17 protein-coding genes are annotated in these 19353 nt (G+C 66.1%); 15 read left to right on the top strand and 2 right to left on the bottom strand.

The window, feature by feature from the left end; translation table 11 throughout:
• Window positions 1–74 precede the first annotated feature (74 nt).
• From K4A76_RS16320 to K4A76_RS16340, 5 genes are all read left to right on the top strand, one after another.
• Window positions 75–1220 carry an HlyD family secretion protein gene (locus K4A76_RS16320; protein ID WP_274410703.1) on the top strand — a complete coding sequence of 382 codons (1146 nt, stop codon included), beginning with the start codon at window positions 75–77 and terminating at the stop codon, window positions 1218–1220.
• Window positions 1210–2724, top strand: coding sequence for a DHA2 family efflux MFS transporter permease subunit (locus K4A76_RS16325; RefSeq protein ID WP_274410704.1), 1515 nt, complete (start codon window positions 1210–1212; stop codon window positions 2722–2724). The genes K4A76_RS16320 and K4A76_RS16325 overlap by 11 nt, the downstream gene beginning before the upstream one ends.
• A gap of 122 nt (window positions 2725–2846) precedes the next feature.
• Complete coding sequence (locus tag K4A76_RS16330; protein ID WP_274410705.1) at window positions 2847–3578, top strand: GntR family transcriptional regulator; 732 nt, start codon at window positions 2847–2849, stop codon at window positions 3576–3578.
• A gap of 58 nt (window positions 3579–3636) precedes the next feature.
• Window positions 3637–4092, top strand: a complete 456-nt coding sequence (soxR, locus tag K4A76_RS16335) for a redox-sensitive transcriptional activator SoxR (RefSeq protein WP_029886682.1) — start codon at window positions 3637–3639, stop codon at window positions 4090–4092.
• A gap of 142 nt (window positions 4093–4234) precedes the next feature.
• Window positions 4235–4483, top strand: coding sequence for a CsbD family protein (locus tag K4A76_RS16340; RefSeq protein WP_274410706.1), 249 nt, complete (start codon window positions 4235–4237; stop codon window positions 4481–4483).
• Window positions 4484–4732: 249 nt separating this feature from the next.
• On the opposite strand, the gene K4A76_RS16345 is transcribed toward K4A76_RS16340, so the two are convergent.
• Window positions 4733–5029: a DUF3144 domain-containing protein gene (locus K4A76_RS16345; protein ID WP_110679935.1), complete on the bottom strand. Its 297-nt coding sequence runs from the start codon at window positions 5027–5029 to the stop codon at window positions 4733–4735.
• 397 nt (window positions 5030–5426) lie between these two features.
• Here K4A76_RS16345 and mtlD point away from each other — a divergent pair, with 397 nt between their 5' ends.
• The 4 genes from mtlD (at window position 5427) to K4A76_RS16365 (ending at window position 10929) form a co-directional block, all read left to right on the top strand.
• Complete coding sequence (gene mtlD / locus K4A76_RS16350) at window positions 5427–7571, top strand: bifunctional mannitol-1-phosphate dehydrogenase/phosphatase (RefSeq protein WP_274410707.1); 2145 nt, start codon at window positions 5427–5429, stop codon at window positions 7569–7571.
• A 253-nt stretch (window positions 7572–7824) separates the two neighbouring features.
• Window positions 7825–8607 (top strand): aldolase, encoded by a 783-nt coding sequence (locus K4A76_RS16355; RefSeq protein ID WP_009683476.1) that lies wholly within the window; start codon window positions 7825–7827, stop codon window positions 8605–8607.
• Window positions 8608–8652: 45 nt separating this feature from the next.
• Window positions 8653–9540 carry a dihydrodipicolinate synthase family protein gene (locus K4A76_RS16360; protein WP_274410708.1) on the top strand — a complete coding sequence of 296 codons (888 nt, stop codon included), beginning with the start codon at window positions 8653–8655 and terminating at the stop codon, window positions 9538–9540.
• 180 nt (window positions 9541–9720) lie between these two features.
• On the top strand, window positions 9721–10929 hold the full coding sequence (locus tag K4A76_RS16365; RefSeq protein WP_274410709.1) for an MFS transporter: 1209 nt from the start codon (window positions 9721–9723) through the stop codon (window positions 10927–10929).
• Between the two features lie 38 nt (window positions 10930–10967).
• Here K4A76_RS16365 and K4A76_RS16370 read toward each other — a convergent pair whose 3' ends face one another.
• Complete coding sequence (locus K4A76_RS16370; protein ID WP_274410710.1) at window positions 10968–12266, bottom strand: phospholipase effector Tle1 domain-containing protein; 1299 nt, start codon at window positions 12264–12266, stop codon at window positions 10968–10970.
• Window positions 12267–12495: 229 nt separating this feature from the next.
• On the opposite strand from K4A76_RS16370, the gene K4A76_RS16375 reads away from it, so the two are divergent.
• From K4A76_RS16375 to K4A76_RS16400, 6 genes are read left to right on the top strand one after another with little or no spacing between them, the layout of a single operon-like run.
• Window positions 12496–13455, top strand: a complete 960-nt coding sequence (locus K4A76_RS16375) for an AAA family ATPase (protein ID WP_009683481.1) — start codon at window positions 12496–12498, stop codon at window positions 13453–13455.
• 4 nt (window positions 13456–13459) lie between these two features.
• A complete protein-coding gene (locus tag K4A76_RS16380) occupies window positions 13460–14404 on the top strand; it encodes a DUF58 domain-containing protein (RefSeq protein ID WP_029886675.1) in 945 nt (314 codons plus the stop codon).
• A complete protein-coding gene (locus tag K4A76_RS16385) occupies window positions 14401–14895 on the top strand; it encodes a DUF4381 domain-containing protein (protein ID WP_009683483.1) in 495 nt (164 codons plus the stop codon). The genes K4A76_RS16380 and K4A76_RS16385 overlap by 4 nt, the downstream gene beginning before the upstream one ends.
• Window positions 14888–15964 (top strand): vWA domain-containing protein, encoded by a 1077-nt coding sequence (locus tag K4A76_RS16390; protein WP_047149559.1) that lies wholly within the window; start codon window positions 14888–14890, stop codon window positions 15962–15964. Before K4A76_RS16385 ends, K4A76_RS16390 begins: the two co-directional genes overlap by 8 nt.
• Complete coding sequence (locus K4A76_RS16395; RefSeq protein ID WP_274410711.1) at window positions 15961–17679, top strand: tetratricopeptide repeat protein; 1719 nt, start codon at window positions 15961–15963, stop codon at window positions 17677–17679. Before K4A76_RS16390 ends, K4A76_RS16395 begins: the two co-directional genes overlap by 4 nt.
• Complete coding sequence (locus tag K4A76_RS16400) at window positions 17676–19307, top strand: BatD family protein (RefSeq protein WP_274410712.1); 1632 nt, start codon at window positions 17676–17678, stop codon at window positions 19305–19307. The genes K4A76_RS16395 and K4A76_RS16400 overlap by 4 nt, the downstream gene beginning before the upstream one ends.
• Window positions 19308–19353: the final 46 nt, after the last annotated feature.

The following is a 19353-nucleotide window of genomic DNA, read 5'->3' on the forward strand; positions in this document are numbered from 1 at the left end:
CGCGGTCCCTGTGGGAGCTGGCTTGCCGGCGATGGGCTGCGCAGCAGCCCCAACATCAGAAATGGAAACCGAACATGAATGCCGCCGTAGAACAGAACGCCCCCGCCGAAGCAGCACAGCAAGCTAGCACCAGACCCCGTCGCCGCCAGGCGTGGATCGCCGGCGGCAGCCTGGCGGCCGTCACGGTGCTGGCCTTCGCCAGCTACTGGCTCACCACCGGCCGCTACCTGCAGACCACCGACGATGCTTATGTCCGTGCCGATTGGGTGGCACTGAGCCCGCGCGTCGCCGGCTATGTTGCCAAGGTGGAAGTGGCGGACGACCAGCCAGTCCAGGCCGGCGATGTACTGGTACGGCTGCAAGACCAGGACTACCGCGCGCGCGTCGAGCAGGCCCAGGCCAGCGTGGCCGAAGCCCAGGCAGCACTAGCCGCCGCACAGGCAGGCCAACAGCTGGCGGCCGAGCGCATCAACCAGCGCCAGCACGCCATCCAGCAGGCTGAAGCGACCGTGCGCAGCGCCACCGCCGAACGCCAACGCACTGCCCTGGACGTGCACCGCTACCGCGGCCTGGTACGCGATCAAGCGGCCACCGCGCAGCGGCTGGAAAGTGCCAACGCCCAGGCGGCTCAGGCCCAAGCGGCGCTGCAAGGGGCCCAGGCCGCGCTGCGCGAACAACGCGCTCAACTGGCCATGGCCAAGGCCCGCTCCACCCAGGCCGACGCCGAACTGCAACAGCGCGCAGCCGCCTTGGCCCACGCCCAGGCTCGCCAGCGACTGGCCAGCCAGGACCAGCACGACACCGTGATTCGCGCCCCGCTCGCTGGCATCGTGGGCCAACGCCGCGTGCGTGCTGGCCAGTACGTGGTGCCGGGCCAGCCGCTGCTGGCAGTGGTGCCGGTACAGCAGGCCTACGTGGTCGCCAACTACAAGGAAACCCAACTGGCCCGCATGCGCCCCGGGCAACCCGTCGAAATCCGCGTCGACAGCTTTGCCGGCCAGCCACTGCACGGCCGTGTGGCCAGTTTCTCCCCCGCCTCGGGCAATGTCTTCGCCCTGCTGCCGTCGGACAACGCCACTGGCAACTTCACCAAGATCGTCCAGCGCTTCCCGGTGCGCATCCTGCTCGACCCAGCGCCCGCAGGCCTGCAGCTGCTGCCGGGCATGTCGGTGGTGAGCATCGTCGACACCCGCCCCGCCGAGGTTGCCGATGGCCACTGAGCAACCCGTCACGTTGCGCGCCTGGGTCGCCGTGCTCGGCGGCCTGTTCGGCTGCTTCATGGCCGGCATGAACGTGCATGTCACCAGCGCCGCGCTGCCGGAAATCCGTGGCTCGCTGGGGGCCAGCTTCGAGGAAGGCTCATGGATCTCTACCGCCTACCTGGTGGCGGAAATCGTCATGATCCCGCTGACCGCGTGGCTGGTCGAAGTGTTTTCGCTGCGCCGGGTGATGTGGACCGGCTCGCTGATCTTCCTGCTGGCCTCGGTGGCCTGCTCGTGGGCCCCCAACCTGGAAACGATGATCACCCTGCGCGTAGTACAGGGCGCGGCCGGCGCGGTGCTGATCCCGCTGTCGTTCCAGTTGATCATCACCGAGCTGCCAGCCAGCAAGATGGCCATGGGCATGGCGCTGTTCAGCCTGGCCAACAGCGTGGCACAGGCGGCCGGGCCGTCGATTGGCGGCTGGCTGACCGACGCCTATTCATGGCGCTGGATCTTCTACCTGCAACTGTTCCCGGGTATCGCCCTGCTGTTCGCCATCGCTTGGTCGATCGACGCCAGGCCGATGCAACTCGCGCTGCTGCGCAAGGGCGACTGGCTGGGTATCGCGGCCATGGTGATCGGCCTGGGTGGCTTGCAGATCGTGCTGGAAGAAGGCGGCAGGCTAGACTGGTTCGGCTCATCGTTCATCGTTGGCATGAGCGCGATTGCCGCCATTGCCCTGGTGGTGTTCGTGGTTACCCAACTGCGCGGCCAGCGCGCCTTCATCAATTTGCGCTTGCTGGGGCGTTACAACTTCGGCGTCGCCAGTGTGGCCATGTTCATCTTCGGCGCGGCAACCTTCGGCCTGGTGTTCCTGGTGCCCAACTACCTGTCGCAACTGCAGGGCTTCAGCGCCCACGACGTGGGTGTAGCACTGATTGCCTATGGCGTGGTGCAGTTGCTGCTGGCGCCCATGATGCCGCGGCTGATGGGCTGGACCAGCGCCAAGTTCATGGTCGCCAGCGGTTTCCTGATCATGGCGCTGGGTTGCTGGCTGGGGGCAGGCCTGAGCGCCGACAGTGCCGACAACGTGATCATCCCATCCACTGTGGTACGTGGCATCGGCCAGCCGTTCATCATGGTTGCGTTGTCGGTGCTGGCGGTGGCCGGGCTGGACAAGCGTGAAGCCGGGTCGGCGTCGGCCGTGTTCTCGATGCTGCGCAACCTGGGGGGCGCGGTCGGGACGGCCGGGTTGACCCAGCTGGTGGCCACCCGCGAGCGTTTCCACAGCGAACGCATCCACGAGCAGGTCAGCGTGTTCGAGCCGGGCATGCAGGAACGCATCAACCACACGGTGCAGAGCTGGTTGCCGCAGCAGCAACAGGCGCTGGAGGGGTTGGCGGCGACCATTCGCCGCGAAGCGTACCTGATGGCCTACAGCGACGCATTCTACCTGGCGTGCCTGGCCTTGCTCGGGTGCGCCCTGGCGGCGATGCTGTTGCGGGCCCGGCAGAACACCTGAAAAGCGTCAGCGGGCCCCGTAAATGCTGGGCTGCACCGCCAGGTGCAGCCTGCTCGCCGACCACCCGGCGCAGGTCGCTGGTACACTCTCGGCCGACGACAGGTGCGAGACAGAACACAGGTATGAACCCGACGCGCTATGCCACTGTAGCCAAGGACTTGATGGCAGGCATTGCCAGTGGCCGCTATCCGGTGGGCAGCCTGCTGCCAACCGAGCACGAGCTGTGCGACCTTTACGGTGTGAGCCGGCACACGGTACGTGCCGCGATCGACCAGTTGCTCGGCCAGGGGCTGGTATCGCGACGCAAGCGCGTCGGCACCCGGGTCGAGGCCAGGAGCCCGCGCGGGGGCTACACGCAGTCGCTGGCCAGCGTCGCCGACCTGACACAGCTGGCGCCAGATCAGCGCTGGCAGATCCGCGATGTGCAGCACTTCGTTGCCGACCTGGGCCAGGCGGCACGGCTGGGGCTGGTGCCGGGTGAGCACTACTTTTGCCTGTCGAGCATCGCCGTGGCGCAGGCTGCGCCGCCGCTATGCTGCACCCAGGTCTATGCACAGCGGGACTACGGCGAAGTCATCGAACGCGCCCGCGAGCAGCCCGAACAGCCGATTGCCAGGCTGATCGAGCAGCATTACGGCCGCGCGATCGCGGTGATCGACCAGCAAGTACGGGCGGTAGCGCTGACGGCCGAGCTGGCCCTCGCGCTGAAGGCGCAGGTGGGTTCGGCGGGGTTGCAGATCATTCGCCACTACCGCGAAGAGAACGGCGACCTGATGGCCGTGACCGAGACGATCCACCCGCATGACCGTTTTACCCTGGTTACCCAGTTGCGCCGGGATCGCGCAGCGGGGTAAGCCGTTTCACAACTCAAGGCGCCCTTACAGCGCTCAACCCAAGGCAAGGTCGACAGGCATGGCAGCAGACAACACGCGGATGCTTACAGTGGGCGAAGTCGCCAAGCGCAGCGGTGTGGCAGTGTCAGCGCTGCACTTTTATGAAGCCAAGGGGCTGATCGCCAGCGTTCGTACGGCGGGCAACCAGCGCCGCTACCCTTCGCTGGTACTGCGCACCCTGGCGATCATCAAGGTGGCACAGCGCACCGGTATCGCACTGGAGGAAATCCGCCAGGCATTGAGCCGCTATGCGCCCAACAGCAAGCTGACCGCGGCGCAGTGGGGCGAAATGTCGAGCGCCTGGCGCGAAGACCTGAATGCACGCATCCGTACCCTGGAGGCGCTGCGCGACAGCCTCGACAACTGTATTGGCTGCGGCTGCCTGTCACTGCAGGACTGCCCCCTGCGCAACCCCGGGGATGTGCTGGCCAAGGAAGGGAGCGGCGCGCGGATTCTGGAAAAGAAGGCGCGCTAGCCTCGCCCACTCACGCCACGTGCGATTCCCTGCAGGGGCGTGTGGCTTGAAGGTGATGAGTAGTTGGAACCATTGCCGCCCTTCACCTCCCTAACCCTGTGCTATCAACCCAAAGCCGCTTACAGGAAGGAATATAGCCATCATGAAACGCGAACAGATCGAAGGTGTTGCCGAGAACCTTGCAGGCAAGGCGCAGAGCGCTGTAGGCCGGCTGGTCGAAGACCCGGCGCTGGAAGCCGAAGGCGATGCGCGTCAGGCGGCAGGCCAAGTGACCAAGACCTATGGTGATGCCGTGGACACGGTGACTTCGTTCGTCAAGGAAAAGCCTTTCGCCGCACTGGCCATCACCGCCGCCGTCACACTGGTGATTTCTCGCCTGCTGCGCCGTTGACCCAAGGCGCAACAGGTGGTTCAGGGCCGGACATGGCGTCCGGCCCACGCCATCACCGCTGGCGATATCGTAGCCAAGACAAAGGTGCAATACCTGTGGGAGCGGGCATGCCCGCGAACACCGGCTCAGCCGGTGCCATGCACCGCGCTGGTTTCTTCGCGGGCTTGCCCGCTCCCACAGGGATCGCATCAGGGCTGGCAGTTGTTGGCCAGAAGGTGCTGAAGAGGCTGGGGCGAGCGACCTGCGGTGTTAGTCATTCTTCCCCAACATGTACTGTTCAAAATGCTTGATATGCTCGTCCAGGTTATCTTCGAGCATCATCCGGTACTGCTCGCAGAAGTATTTCAGGATCTCGTCCCGCGCAGCGCCCAGTTCGGCGCCGCTCTTGAAACTGCGGGCGCTCATCCAGGCGCTGAAGCGCGCAGCACCAAAGGTCAGCGAGGCGCTAACCTTGCCCAGGTCCTCGACCCTGTCGATCTGCTGGTTGGCCAGTTCTATGTGCGCATCGGCACGGTCGTAGAAGGCCTGGTCGGTAGCTTGGGTCATGGCGGTTCACCTGGTTGTGCAAGACGAGCGAAAGGCCAAGCCTTGCATGTCGCGGCGCATACGTGCAAGGCTGAAAAAGGATTACCAAAGTCGAAAAAGGACTCACAGTACCTCATGCTCGGAATCACACGTATCCATCGCTATTTGCGCCCACTGCCTGCAAAACCGACTGCAGCCAGTGGGCGTGACCTCAAGGCCAAACGTGCCGCCCGCCTCGCTTCCAGGTTCGCCAACCTGCTGTGTACCCCCCGCTCCATCCCCCCCTACCTCTGCGTTAACCCCCAGCGCCCTCCTGTCGAACGCGTGCCCCCTACCTGACTGCCATTGCTGCAGCTCGCACGCCAAGCTCGCCTGTTGCAGGCGGGATGTCCGACCCACCGACAAGGGGCAACAACCCATGCTTTTCTTTCACGGCAAACGCATCTTCAGCGCTATCTTCGATATGGATGGCACCCTCTTCGACACCGAACGCCTGCGCTTCAAGACCCTCAAGCAAGCGTCGCTGGAAATCTTCGGCAAACCGCTGGGCGACCACACACTGCTCGGCTCTCTGGGCCTGAGCGCGAAAAAAGCCGAAGCCTTGGCCAAGGCGCATAACGGCGAAGACTTCCCCTATGCCGCCATCCGCCAGCGCGCCGATGAACTGGAGCTGGAGTACGTGCGCAATCACGGCGTGCCGATCAAGCCCGGCTTGCTGGAGGTGCTGGAGCGCCTGCGCAAGGCCGGCTTGACCATGGCCGTGGCCACCTCGAGCCGCCGCGCCATCGCCGAGGAATACCTGATCAACGCAAATGTGCTGAAGTACTTCGACATCACCGTGTGTGGCGATGAAGTCAGCCAGGGCAAACCCCACCCGGAGATCTTCCTGAAGGCCGCCCGCGCACTCAACTGCACGCCAGCGCAGTGCTTCATGGTCGAGGATTCGGAAAACGGCATGCTGTCGGCCATGCGTGCCGAGGGCCAGGCGATTCTGATCGAAGACATCAAGCCACCTGCCGCCGACATCAAGGCCGGCGCACTCAAGGCTTACCACAGCATGCCGGAGTTCCTCGCCGACCTGAGTGCATGCGTGCCCGAGCTGGGCATGCCCGCGCTCAGCGAACCCTTCCCGGCGTCGTTGAACCAGTTCCGTGTCGGTATTCATGGCTTTGGCGCCATCGGCGGCGGTTACCTGACCCAGGTGTTTTCCCATTGGGACGGCTACACCCGGCCCTGCGAAATCATCGCCGCTACCCGCTCACGCATGCTGCGCGAGAGCGTGAGTGCCTTCGGCAGCTACAGCGTGCGCTATGGCAGCACCTCGTTCGACCAGACCATCGACAATGTGCGCATGATCGACCTGGACGACGAACAGGCGGTGATCGCCATGTACAACGACGCCGAGATCATCGGCCTGAGCCTGCCTGAACAGGCCATTCGCAACCAGGCCAGGGTAATTGCCCAAGGCCTGCTGCAGCGTTTCGAGCGCCGCGGCCGCGAACTGACGTTGCTGATCGTGCTGAACAAGGTGGGTGGCGGCGCGTTCGTGCGCCGGCATGTGCAAGCCGAGCTGGCGACCTTGTGCCCGCCAGCGATCTGCGAGCAGGTAATGCTCAAGACCCATTTCGCGGAAACGGTAGTCAGCCGCATCGTTTCCAAGCTGAGCAACGATGCGCTGGTGCGGCAATTGCGGATCAAGTCGCAGATGTTTCGCAACAGCCTGGAAGAAGAGCCTGCCGCCCCCCGCAGTGCCTCGGCGCCGCCGGCTGAATACGAGCGATTGCTCGGGCATTTCAGGCCCTTTGCGCAGCCCAGCAGCGCCATGAGCCAACTGCACCTGGTGCTGTTCAACAGCGAAGCCGACATGCCGTTGTATGTCGAGCGCGGCAGCGATCTGCTCGAACGCCTGCGCCAAGTGCACACGGTGCCGGATATTACCGAGATCCAGGTCATCAAGAACCGCCTGTGGAACGGCCCGCACGCGATCATTGCCTGGTACGCCAGCCTGCTGGGCCATGCGTGGGTGGGCCAGGGCATGGGCGACGCCCGCGTCAATGCCCTGGCCGAGCGGCTGATACGCCAGGAAGTGGCGCCCGCCCTGGAAGCGGAGTACCCGCAAATGAGCGAGGTGATCAGCCGGTTCGCCGACGCCTTTCTGGCGCGCTGCAAAACCTCGTTCAAGGACCCGTGCGCCCGCGTCGGCCGCGACCCGCTGCGCAAACTGCAGCGCAATGAACGTATCCTCAGCAGCATCGAGCTGGCCAGCAGGCACGGCATCGACACCCCGGCCCTGGCCTTTGGCGCGGCATTGGCCATTCACCACGCCCTGCGCTGCGACGATGCGAAGAACCTGGACGCCCAGGCGATCAGGCAGGTGTACCTGGACCATGATCACAGCGTCGAGGCTGTGCTGACCTACCAGGGCATCTGCAACGGCAAGCGCTTCCCGGCCTTGAACCCGCTCAGCGACGCGCCGCTGATCAATGCCATTGCCGAGGCCTTCCGGCAATACCAGCACGCGCACCCGGCCCCGCTGCCCGCTTCGCGCTGCATAGGCGCGTAACGCGCGCCTTTTTGCCGCGGCGCCAGCTGCGAACACCGGCCCGGCCGGTGTAAGCGCCTGCGCCGCGCGCTTTGCCAACGCCCCCTCGCGCACCTCCTTGCCGCCCGGCCCGCCACCTCTGGAGCCCCACTGCAGGCTAATTGTGTCATTCCCTGCTTGAAAATGACACAAGGTGTCATTATGATCGCCGTGTGTCCTGGCGACCTCCCTGTGTCGCTCAGCAATTCACCGCCCTTTCCTGCAGGTACCGCCCATGACGACCACCATGCACGCCCCCAAGGACCAACTGGTCAAGCACGCCCAGCAGCAGATGCTGACGGCCCTGGCCGACAACACCTACAGTACCCGGCAAAAGCTGGCCCTCACCTGCCGCATCCTGTTCGACGGCGGCCACGACTCGGGGCTGGCCGGGCAGATCACCGCCCGCGCCCAGGAGCCTGGCACCTATTACACCCAGCAACTGGGCCTGGGCTTCGACGAAATCGCCGCCTCCAACCTGCTGGTGGTGGACGAAGACCTGACCGTGCTGCAAGGCCGTGGAATGGCCAACCCGGCCAACCGTTTCCACAGCTGGCTCTACCGCGCCCGGCCTGACGTCAACTGCATCATCCACACCCACCCGCTGCACAGCGCCGCCCTGTCGATGCTGGAGGTACCGCTGGCCATCTCGCACATGGACCTGTGCCCGCTGTTCGACGATTGCGCCTTCCTCAAGGACTGGCCTGGTGTGCCGGTAGGCAATGAAGAAGGCGAAATCATCGCGGCGGCCATCGGCGACAAGCGCGCGATCCTGCTTTCCCACCATGGCCTGCTGATCGCCGGCGGCTCGATCGAAGAAGCCTGCGTGCTTGCCCTGCTGTTCGAGCGGGCCGCCAGGATGCAGTTGCTGGCCATGGGGGCCGGTGACATCCGCCCCATCCCCGAAGCCCTGGGCAAGGAAGCCCACGACTGGATCTCCACCCCTAAGCGTCATGGCGCCGCGTTCAGCTATTACGCGCGGCGTGCCTTGCGGGCCCACGGCGACTGCCTGGCCTGACTCGAAGCTGTACTCTTCCCTCAACAACGGCAAAGGTGCCTGGTCATGTCTACACCTGTAATTCGCGGCGTCATCGGCTACACCATCACTCCCTTCTCGGCAGACGGCACACTCGACCTGGAGGCTTTGGGCACGTCCATCGACCAATTGATCAAGCATGGCGTGCACGCCATCGCGCCGCTGGGCAGCACCGGCGAAGGGGCCTACCTGAGCGACAGCGAATGGGAAAGCGTAGTGCGCTTCAGCCAGGCGCGCATCGCCGGGCGCGTACCCAGCGTGGTCAGCGTCTCCGACCTGACCACCGCACGCACCGTGGAGCGTGCGCGCCTGGCGCAGGCATGCGGGGCCACGGCGGTCATGGTGCTGCCCATTTCGTACTGGAAGCTCACAGAAGCGGAAGTGGTGGCCCACTACAAGGCCGTCGGCGCCGCCATCGACATCCCGATCATGCTTTACAACAACCCGGGCACCAGCGGCACCGACCTGTCAGTGGAACTGATCCTGCGCATCCTCGCCGAGGTGCCGAATGTGACTATGGTCAAGGAAAGCACCGGTGACATTCAGCGCATGCACCGCCTGTTCCAGGCCAGCAAGGGTCAGGTAGCGTTCTACAACGGTTGCAACCCGCTGACCCTGGAGGCCCTGGTGGCAGGCGCGAGCGGCTGGTGCACCGCCGCGCCCAACCTGATCCCGGCATTGAACCTGGCATTGTGGGACGCCGTGCAGCAAGGCCAACTGGCCGAAGCCCGCACGCTGTTCTACCGCCAGTACGAACTGCTGGAATACATCACCCGCCGCGGCCTGCCCACCACCATCAAGGCCGGCCTGAAGCTGCTGGGCCAGGATGTCGGCGCGCCCCGCCTGCCGTTGCAGGCGCTGGATGTGCAAGGCAGCGACTATCTGAAAAACCTGCTGACCGAACTGGCTGCCTGACCCTCGACAGCGCAGCCCTTTAAGCGCGGGTTACCCGCGCAACAGGCAACGCGCTTGGTGGCGGGATCGCTGCCGGCGTTTGCATGGCCGCCTTCGGGCGCTGCGCAGCTACGCCCGCCAAGCGGGCATTCCATCCCCCTTGCCGTGCGCCAGGCGCGCACGCTGTCTACAGGTCCCGACATGCGCTACGTTGCTGCCCCCAAGCTGCTGACCCAGGTTGCCGCCGTACATTTCGTCAGCCATGTGCACATCATGCTGGTCCCGGCACTGCTGCCAGTGCTGCCCTCCCTGCTGGGGGTCGGTTTCGTCGAACTCGGCGTCGCCCTGGCGGTGTTCAATATCGTCTCTGCCCTGGTGCAGGCCCCACTGGGTCACGCCGTCGACCACTTTGGCGCGCGCAAGGTGCTCAAGGCCGGGCTGCTGTTGGGCAGCCTCAGTTTCCTGCTGCTGGCCGCCAGCCCCGGCCATGCGGCGTTGCTGGTGAGCATGGCGCTGGCCGGCCTGGCCAATGGGGTGTACCACCCGGCCGACTATGCGCTGCTGGCCAAGGGTATCGAGCCAGACCGGCTGGGGCGGTCATTCTCCATTCATACCTTCGCCGGCTTTCTCGGCTCGGCGATAACCCCGGCACTATTCCTCGGTATCGCTACCGTGTTGGGTACACGGGCAGCCCTGGCGACGGGCGCAGTGTTCGGCGCTGCTGCGCTGCTATTGATATCGCTGCCAGGCAGTGGGGTGTACCGGGTAACGGAGATGGGCAACCCAAGCATTACCGGCGCGCCCCCGGCAAACGGCCGAGTGCGCTTGTTCACCCCCATGATCGGCGTGCTGACAGTGCTGTTCATATTGCTCAACCTGAGCACCAGTGCCATCGAGAAATTCTCCGTTGCCGCACTGGTGCAAGGCCAAGGCCTGACCTTGGCCTGGGCCAATACCGCGCTTACCGCCTTCTTGCTCTGCAGCGCCGCAGGGGTGCTGTGTGGCGGTGCCCTGGCCGACCGTACCCGCCGGCATGGCCTGGTGGCGGCGCTGGCTTTCGCCCTGGCCGCTGTGCTGACCGCAGTGGTTGCCCTGGGTGTGCTGCGCGAATGGGCATTGGTGGTGGTGCTGGGCAGCATCGGCCTGCTGACCGGAATGATCGCCCCGTCGCGGGATATGCTGGTAAAAGCGGCCGCGCCCAAGGGTGCCGAGGGCAAGACCTTCGGGCTGGTCTCGACCGGGTTCAACATCGGTGGCGCCGTCGGGCCAGTGGCGTTCGGCTGGATGCTCGACCGGGGGCTGCCAAATGGCATTTTCGTTGCTTCGGTAGCGTTCATGGTGCTGACGGTGGCGCTGACCTTGGCGCAGGAGGGGTATATGGCTCGAAAACGCAGGAACGCGCAGCGATGAATGAATGGGGTGGCGACCCCCTGCCACCCCAGGCGCATTTACCCCACCGGATTCCCATGCACCACCCGCCCCGCCACCCCTGGCCGGTTGACAAACAACACATCCAGCACGCTGTTACGCAACCCTTTCAGCGCATTCCAGTTCGCCGAAGCGTGCACATACTTGTCGCGCAATAAGCGCTGCTCTTGCTCGCTCAGCGCCAATTGCCCGGTTTCGCCCAAAGCGAAGCCATGCAATTTTGCGCTGATCACCTGCAATTCAGCCGGCAAACGGTGCTCCGCCTGGCCGCCCAACGGCGCAAACGGCACGCCAGCCCGTACCGCCAGCTCGCGCATCACGCTCAGGTAGACGCGCGACAAGTGCCCGGCCACCTCTCGCTCGCGGGCTACCGCTGCGTAGACTTGCTTCTCTGCTTCACGCGGGTGGCCGCCAGCGATCGGCTCCTCCCAGGTGATCACCCGTGGCCGGGGTTCCCCCATGTCGGCAAAATCCGTCGCCAACAGGCCCTGCATCACGGCATGCACGCGGCATTGCCCGGCAGGCGTCGCCACCGGCACGCGCTGGGACTGGGGTTTGCACAACAGCACCTGTTCCCATGCGGTTTCCGGGTAGCCGCCACCGATATTCGAGTGCACACCCGGCAGCACTATGTCGTGGCCACTGCTCACCAGCGGGAAGTTATGCCGCTGCTCATCGCGCGCCACCAGGTGCACCACCTGCCGGGCAATACCCGCCCCCAGGCCCAGGCGCAAGCCACCGTGGCGCTCGTCGGCGGGGTCGAAGTCGCCCTGCAACGGCGCGATGATCGCGGCCACCGTGTCGAACAAGCCCATGAAGTTGATCGCGATGTCACACGCTACCGGCAACAATCCCCCGGCACCGTCGTGCAACAGGTTGGCCAGGTGGCGTACCGCCGCCGCGCCACGGCTGAAGCCGAACAAGTCGAACTCCAGGCGTGCCGGCACACACTGCGGGTGCGCCTGGCACCAACCCTGCAGTTGCCCGGCAATCACCTGCAACGCCTCGGCCACCCGGGCTTCGACGCCCGTGCGGCCACGCCCGGTGGCAGAGGCATACACCGGGTCGGTTTCACCGGCCAAGGTGCCGATGCCTTCCATGTAGCATTTGAAAAAGACCTGGCGCGCCTCGCCATCGGCCGCTTGCGCCGGGTACAACGCATGCAGCAGGGCTACGTTGCTCAGCGCATTGGCATAACTGCCGCCGTGCCCCGCCAATACCGTGGCGTTGTGCTGATTGTTACCGGTGCCATCGAAGAACACCCCGAAACGCAGGGTTACCCGCCGAGGGGTCGGCGTACCGCCGTTGCTCGCTACCATCTTCGTGCCTTGTGCTTGACCCAAAAGCACAAGCAGGCGCCAGTACGCCGTCAGGCAACATCAGGCAATCGCCAAGCCTTCGTGAGAGTTTTCCATACCCCAGGCCCGCTGCAGCGATAAATTTACCCCGTGCCATTAGTCGCCGCCCCCCCGGATGGATTAAAGTATCAGCCCTTGCCAGGGCAGCTGCCGTCAGCCGCCTCCGGCCCCCTACCAGGAACCGTCGCCGATGGAACACCGTGAAGCGCTGATCGCGCTGCGCACCTTTCTTTCAACCCAGATCCTAGGCCAGGAGAAACTGGTCGAGCGGCTGTTGATCGTGCTGCTGGCAGACGGCCACATGCTGGTCGAGGGGGCGCCCGGGCTGGCCAAGACCAAGGCCATCAAAGAGTTGGCCGAGGGCATAGAAGCGCAGTTCCACCGCATCCAGTTCACCCCTGACCTGCTTCCGGCCGACATCACCGGCACGGAAATCTACCGCCCGGAAACCGGCAGTTTCGTGTTCCAGCAGGGGCCGATCTTCCATAACCTGGTGCTGGCCGACGAAATCAACCGCGCACCGGCCAAGGTGCAGTCGGCACTGCTCGAGGCCATGGCCGAACGCCAGGTCAGTGTGGGCCGCAGCACCTACGACCTGTCACCCCTGTTCCTGGTCATGGCCACGCAGAACCCGATCGAGCAGGAAGGCACCTACCCGCTGCCCGAAGCCCAGCTCGACCGCTTCCTGATGCACGTGAAAATCGGCTTCCCGGACGCCGCGGTCGAGCGGCGCATCCTGGCGCAGGCCCGCGGCGAAGCGCTGGGCGGCGAAGTGAAACCCGAACGGCGGGTCAGCCAGCAGGCGATCTTTGCCGCGCGCAAGGAAATCCTCAACCTGTACATGGCCGATGCCGTCGAGGAGTACCTGGTGCAGCTGGTCATGGCCACCCGCACCCCGGCCAAATTCGATACCGAGCTGGCTGACTGGATCGCCTACGGCGCCAGCCCGCGCGGTTCCATTTCGCTGGACCGCTGCGCACGTGCCCACGCCTGGCTGGCCGGGCGCGACTTCGTCAGCCCCGAAGACATCCAGGCGGTGCTGTTCGACGTACTGCGCCACCGCATCATCCTCTCCTTCGAAGCCGAGGCCGCGGGGATCGACCAGGACCGCGTGGTCCAGCGCATCCTCGACGTCGTCGCCGTTGCCTGACCCCATGCCCACTGCGCACCTGGCCGAACCCGGCATCCGCATCGGCCTCGCCGAGCTGATCGACATGCGCCACCGCGTGCGCGAAATCCAGCTGTTTTCCAAGCCCGGCCAACGCAGCCCGCTGGTCGGCCTGCACCATTCCAAACTGCGCGGGCGCGGTGTGGACTTCGACCAGGTGCGCGTGTACCAGGCCGGCGACGACGTGCGCAACATCGACTGGCGCGTGACCGCACGCACCCAGGAGCCCCACACCAAGCTGTTTCACGAAGAACGCGAACGGCCTATCTTCATCCTGGTCGAGCAGAGCCAGCGGCTGTTCTTCGGCTCGGGCCTGATGTTCAAGTCGGTGCTCGCGGCCCAGGCCGCCGCCTTGTTCGGCTGGGCCGCGCTGGCCCATAACGACCGCATCGGCGGCCTGGTGTTCGGCGACAACGAGCACCACGAAATCAAGCCCCGGCGCAGCAAACAGAGCCTGCTGCAGTTGCTCAACCGCATGGCCAAGGTCAACCAGGCACTGCACACCGAGGCGGTTGCCGGGGCCGACAGCCTTGGCCTGGCCCTGCGCCGCGCCCGCGAAGTGCTGCGCCCGGGCAGCCTGGCCATCGTGATCTGCGACGAGCGTTCGCTCAGCGCACAAGTGGAGCAGCACCTGGCCATGCTGTCACGGCATTGCGACCTGCTGCTGCTGCCGGTGTCCGACCCGCTCGACCATGCCCTGCCGGCCGCTGGCCTGCTGCGTTTTGCCCAACGCAGCGCGCAGCTGGAGCTCGACACCCTCGACGCCAACCTGCGCCAGGCCTACCGCCAGCAGGCCGAAGCCCGCATCGAGCGCTGGGAGCTGCTGGCGCAAAAGCTGCGGGTGCTGCTGATGCCGCTGAGCACGCAAAGTGAAATGATCGAGCAATTGCGCGAATACCTGAGCGCACAGCGCCCGCGGAGCGCGTCATGAACCCGCTCGATCAGTTGCAACCGCTGATCGAACCGGCGCCCATCGGCCTGTGGCCGCCAGCACCCGGCTGGTGGGCATTGCTGGTCATCCTGCCAGTGCTGGGCTGGGGCCTGTGGCGGCTGCGGCACTGGCGCCCGCGCAAGCGCCGTGTCGTACGCGCCGAGCAACCGCTGGACCCGGTGCGGGTAGAAGCGCTGGCCGAGCTGGCACGCCTGCCACGCCCCTACGACGGCGCCCCCGCCGGCGCCTGGCTGCAACAGATCAACGCCCTGCTCAAGCGCCTGTGCCGCAGCCACTACCCGGGCGCCAACAGCCACACCCTCAACGGCCGCCAGTGGCTGGCATTTCTCGACAACCGCTGCCCCGCAGCCGGCCTCACACGCTGGATGGTGCTGGTCGAAGGCGCCTATAAACCCGAGTGCAAACTCGACGACAAGGCCATCGCCGGGCTGAGCCAAGCCGTCGAAACCTGGATCCGCAAGCATGTTTGAACTGGCTTGGCCGTGGGTCTTTGCCCTGTTGCCGCTGCCGTGGCTGGCGCGCCTGCTGCTGCCCGCCGCCGACAGCGGCGAACCGGTACTCAAGGTTGGCTTCCTCAACGAACTGGAAGGCCTGGCCGGGCGGCGCGCGCGGCTGAACCTGCCCACCTGGCGCCAGCAAGGGCCATTCGTGGTCATCTGGCTGTTGCTGCTGTGCGCTGCCGCGCGCCCGCAATGGCTCGGTGACCCGGTGCCGGTGGCGGCCAGCGGCCGCGACCTGCTGGTGGCGGTGGACGTGTCCGGGTCGATGGACTTCCCGGACATGCAGTGGAAAAACGAAGACATCAGCCGCCTCGACCTGGTCAAGGCCCTGCTCGGCGATTTCCTGCAGGACCGAGAAGGCGATCGCGTGGGCCTGATCCTGTTCGGCAGCCAGGCCTACCTGCAGGCCCCGCTCACGTTCGACCGGCGTACCGTGCGCACCTTCCTCGACGAAGCGCAAATCGGCATCGCCGGCAAGAACACGGCCATCGGCGACGCCATTGGCCTGGCGGTGAAACGCCTGCGCCAGCGCCCGGCGCAAAGCCGGGTACTGGTGCTGATTACCGACGGTGCCAACAACGGCGGGCAGATCCACCCGCTGACGGCAGCCCGCCTGGCAGCCCAGGAAGGCGTGCGCATCTACACCATCGGCATTGGCGCCAACCCCGAAGCCAGTGGCACACCAGGCCTGCTCGGCCTCAACCCGAGCCTGGACCTGGACGAAGCCGCACTCAGGGAAATCGGCGAAATCACCCACGGCGCCTACTTCCGCGCGCATGACGGTGCCGAACTGGATGCTATTGGCGACACCCTCGACCAACTCGAACCGGTGGCCCAGCAACCGACCCAGGCCCGCACCGCCCAAGCCCTGTACGCCTGGCCGTTGGCCCTGGCGCTGCTGCTGAGCGTGCTGCTGGTGGTGGCCGTGCAATGGCCCGACAACCTGATGCAGCGCCTGCTGCGCAAGCCGCGCTTCTTGCAGCCACACCCGGAATGGCGCCAACGCCTGAAGCGCTTGCGCTTGAGGAGGCGGCGATGATCGACCTGTGGCCGCAATGGTTGCGCCCGCTGTGGCTGCTGGCCGTGCCCTTGCTTGGCTGGCTGCTGTACAAGCTGTGGCATCGGCGCAAACGCGCCGGGCGCTGGCAGCTGATCCTGCCGCCGGCATTCCACGCTGTGCTGCTGGGCGGCGGCAACGGCAACACCAGCAAACTGCCGTGGGTGGCGCTGGGGTTGGCCTGGCTATTGGTGATCCTGGCCCTGCTCGGGCCCAGTTGGCAGCGGGTGGAAGAAAACCGCCAGCGCCCGGCCGACCCGCTGGTGATATTGCTGGAGCTGACCCCGCAGATGCTCGCCGAGGACAGCCCGCCCAATCGCCTGGAACAGGCCCGGCGCAAAATCCTCGACCTGCTGGAGCACCGCCGCGACAGCCAGACGGCGCTGGTGGTCTATGCCGGCTCCGCACACACCCTGGTGCCGCTGTCCGATGACCTGGCCACCACGCGCAACCTGCTGGAGGCCATCGACCCGTCGATCATGCCCAAGCCCGGCCAGCGCGCCGACCTGGCCGTGCAGAAGGGCCTGGCCCTGCTGGCCCAGAGCGGGCTCGGCCAGGGCCGCCTGCTGCTGATCGGGTCGTCGCTCAGCGCCCCGGAGCGCCAGGGCATCGCCCAGGCCCTTGGCCGGCAGGGCCCAAGCCTGCTGATGCTGGGTATCGGTAGCCGTGACGGTGCCCCGGTGCGCCAGGCCAATGGCGAATACCTCAAGGATGACCAAGGCGGCATTCTGGTGCCCCGCCTGGACAACGCCAGCCTCAAGGGTTTCATCAACGGCACCGGCGGGCGCTACCGGCATGCGCGTATCGACGACCTGGACCTGCGCGGCCTGGGCCTGTTCGACCAGCCGCGGGCCGGGCGCAACGACGGCCAGACCCTGCAGCTGGACAGCTGGGCCGACCAGGGCTACTGGTTGCTGATTCCGCTGCTGCTGCTGGCCGCGTGTGCCGGCCGGCGCGGTTGGCTGTTCTGCCTGCCGTTGCTGCTGGCCCTGCCCCAGCCCAGCCAGGCTTTCGAGCTCGATGACCTATGGCTGCGCCCCGACCAGCAAGGCCAACGCCTGCTCGAGCTGAACCGCCCAGCCAGCGCGGCTCGGCACTTCCAGGACACGCAGTGGCGCGGCCTGGCGCTGTACCAGGCGGGCGACTACGCGGGTGCGGCCGAGGCATTTTCCCAAGGCGACACGGCCGCCGACCACTACAATCGAGGCAATGCACTGGCCCGTGCCGGTGAGCTGGAAGCGGCCCTGGACGCCTACGAGCAGGCGCTGGAGCGCCAACCCGATCTGCAAGTGGCACTGGACAACCAGGCATTGGTGCAACAGCTGCTGCAACAGCGCCAGGCCAAGGCCAAGGAACAACCGCCCGGTAACGATGCCCAAGGCACGCCCGGCAGCGACACCGAAGGCAACAGCAGTTCGGCCAGCAGCGCCGCCCAGGGCACCCCCAGCGGTGATGAACAAGCCAGCGCCGAGCAGCCTGGCGAAAGCAGCAGCAACAGCCAGGGCGCACCGGGTAACCAGCCGGGTGCCGATGAGGGCGTCATCCAGCCGCCCCAGCGCCCGGTGTCGACCAGCCTCGACGCCGAACAGCGCCAAGCCCTGGAACAATGGCTGCGGGAGATCCCCGATAACCCGGCGGAGCTGCTGCGGCGCAAATTCTGGTACGAACAGCAACTGCAACAGGAAACCCCACGATGAGTCGCTTCGGCGTCTTGCTCCTCTCCCTGCTGTGGGCCACCCTGGCCCAGGCTGAACCCCTGCTGCAGGCCAGCGTCGACCGCACCCGCCTGGAGGCTGGCGAAAGCCTGGAACTGACCCTGGAAAGCCAGGACGTCACCCAGTTCGGCAAGCCCGACCTGCGCGCCCTGGAAGGCGACTTCGAGGTGCGCGGCACGCGCCAGCTGAACAGCCTGCATACCCTCGACGGTGAAACCCGCGCCAGCACCCGCTGGATCATCACCTTGCTGCCGCGGCGCAGCGGCAGCCTGCGTATCCCCGAGCTGCAGCTGGGTCAGTCACGCAGCCAGGCCATCGACCTGCAAGTGCTGCAGGCCGATGCCAGTCGCCAGGACACTTCACAGGTCTTCATCGAGGCCACCCTCGACAGCCCCGACGTCTACGTGCAGGCGCAGGCTGTGCTCACCTTGCGCATCTATCACTCGGTGGCGCTCTATGACGACAGCAGCCTGAGCCCGCTGCAGCTGGAAGGCGCCAAGGTCGAACCGCTCGGCGAATCGCGCACCTATGAAAAGGAAATCAATGGCGTGCGCCACGGCGTGATCGAAACCCGCTATGCCGTGTACCCCCAGCAAAGTGGCACGCTCGAGATCCCGCCATTGACGTTCAGCGCCACCGCCGCAGCCAGCAGCGACGAAACCCCGCAAGCCAATGGCACGGCCCGGGCCGGGCACCAGGTACAGGTCAGCTCGCTGCCGCTGCGGCTGGCGGTACGCCCGATTCCCGCCGCCTGGCCTGCGGGTGTGCCGTGGTTGCCGGCGCGTAGCCTGACACTGGAAGAGCACTGGAACCCCGACCCCGGCAACCAGCAGGTGCAGATTGGCGACTCGCTGACGCGCAACATCACCTTGCGCGCCGAAGGCCTTTCCAGCACCCAGTTGCCGCCGTTACCCGCCACCGAGATCATCGGCCTGCGCCGCTACCCCGACCAGCCGCTGCTGCGCAACGAAATCAACGAACGCGGCATGACCGCCAACCGCGAGGAACGCGAAGCACTGGTGCCCACCCATGCCGGCACGTTGGCCCTGCCGGCGCTGGAAGTGGCGTGGTGGAACACCCGTGAAGATCACCTGGAGCACAGCAGCCTGCCGGCGCGTACGCTGAACGTGCAAGACAACCCGGCATTGAGTGCCGACAGCCCGGTGGGCGATAGCAGCAGCGCCAGCAGCGCGCTGTGGCCTTGGCAACTGGCGACTCTGCTGTTCGCCCTTTCCACCGTACTGGGCTTCGCCCTGTGGTGGCGCGCCCGCTCGCAACCGGCGGTGCTGCGTGCGGCGCAGAACGGGCCGAGCCCGCGCACCTTGCTGGATGACCTCAAGCGCGCCTGCCTGGCGAACGACCCCCAGGCCACCCGCCAGGCGCTGGACGCCTGGGCCCGGCAGCAACCGGAGACCCTGGCCGAGATGGCGGCGCGCTTCGTGCCGTTGTCGGATGCGCTGGATGGGTTGAATGGCGCGTTGTACAGCGAGAGTGGGCAGTATTGGCAGGGTGAGGATTTGTGGCGGGCGATCGGCACGATACCGCCGGCCGAGCAGGTGTTGTTGCCGGCTGGGGAGAACGGCAGCTTGCCGCCGCTTTATCCCAAGTAGCCGGCTGCCTGCCAGGGCCTCTTCGCGGGCATGCCCGCTCCCGCAG

It is taken from the genome of Pseudomonas sp. NEEL19 (genome assembly GCF_028751975.1).
GTDB classification, from domain to species: domain Bacteria; phylum Pseudomonadota; class Gammaproteobacteria; order Pseudomonadales; family Pseudomonadaceae; genus Aquipseudomonas; species Aquipseudomonas juntendi.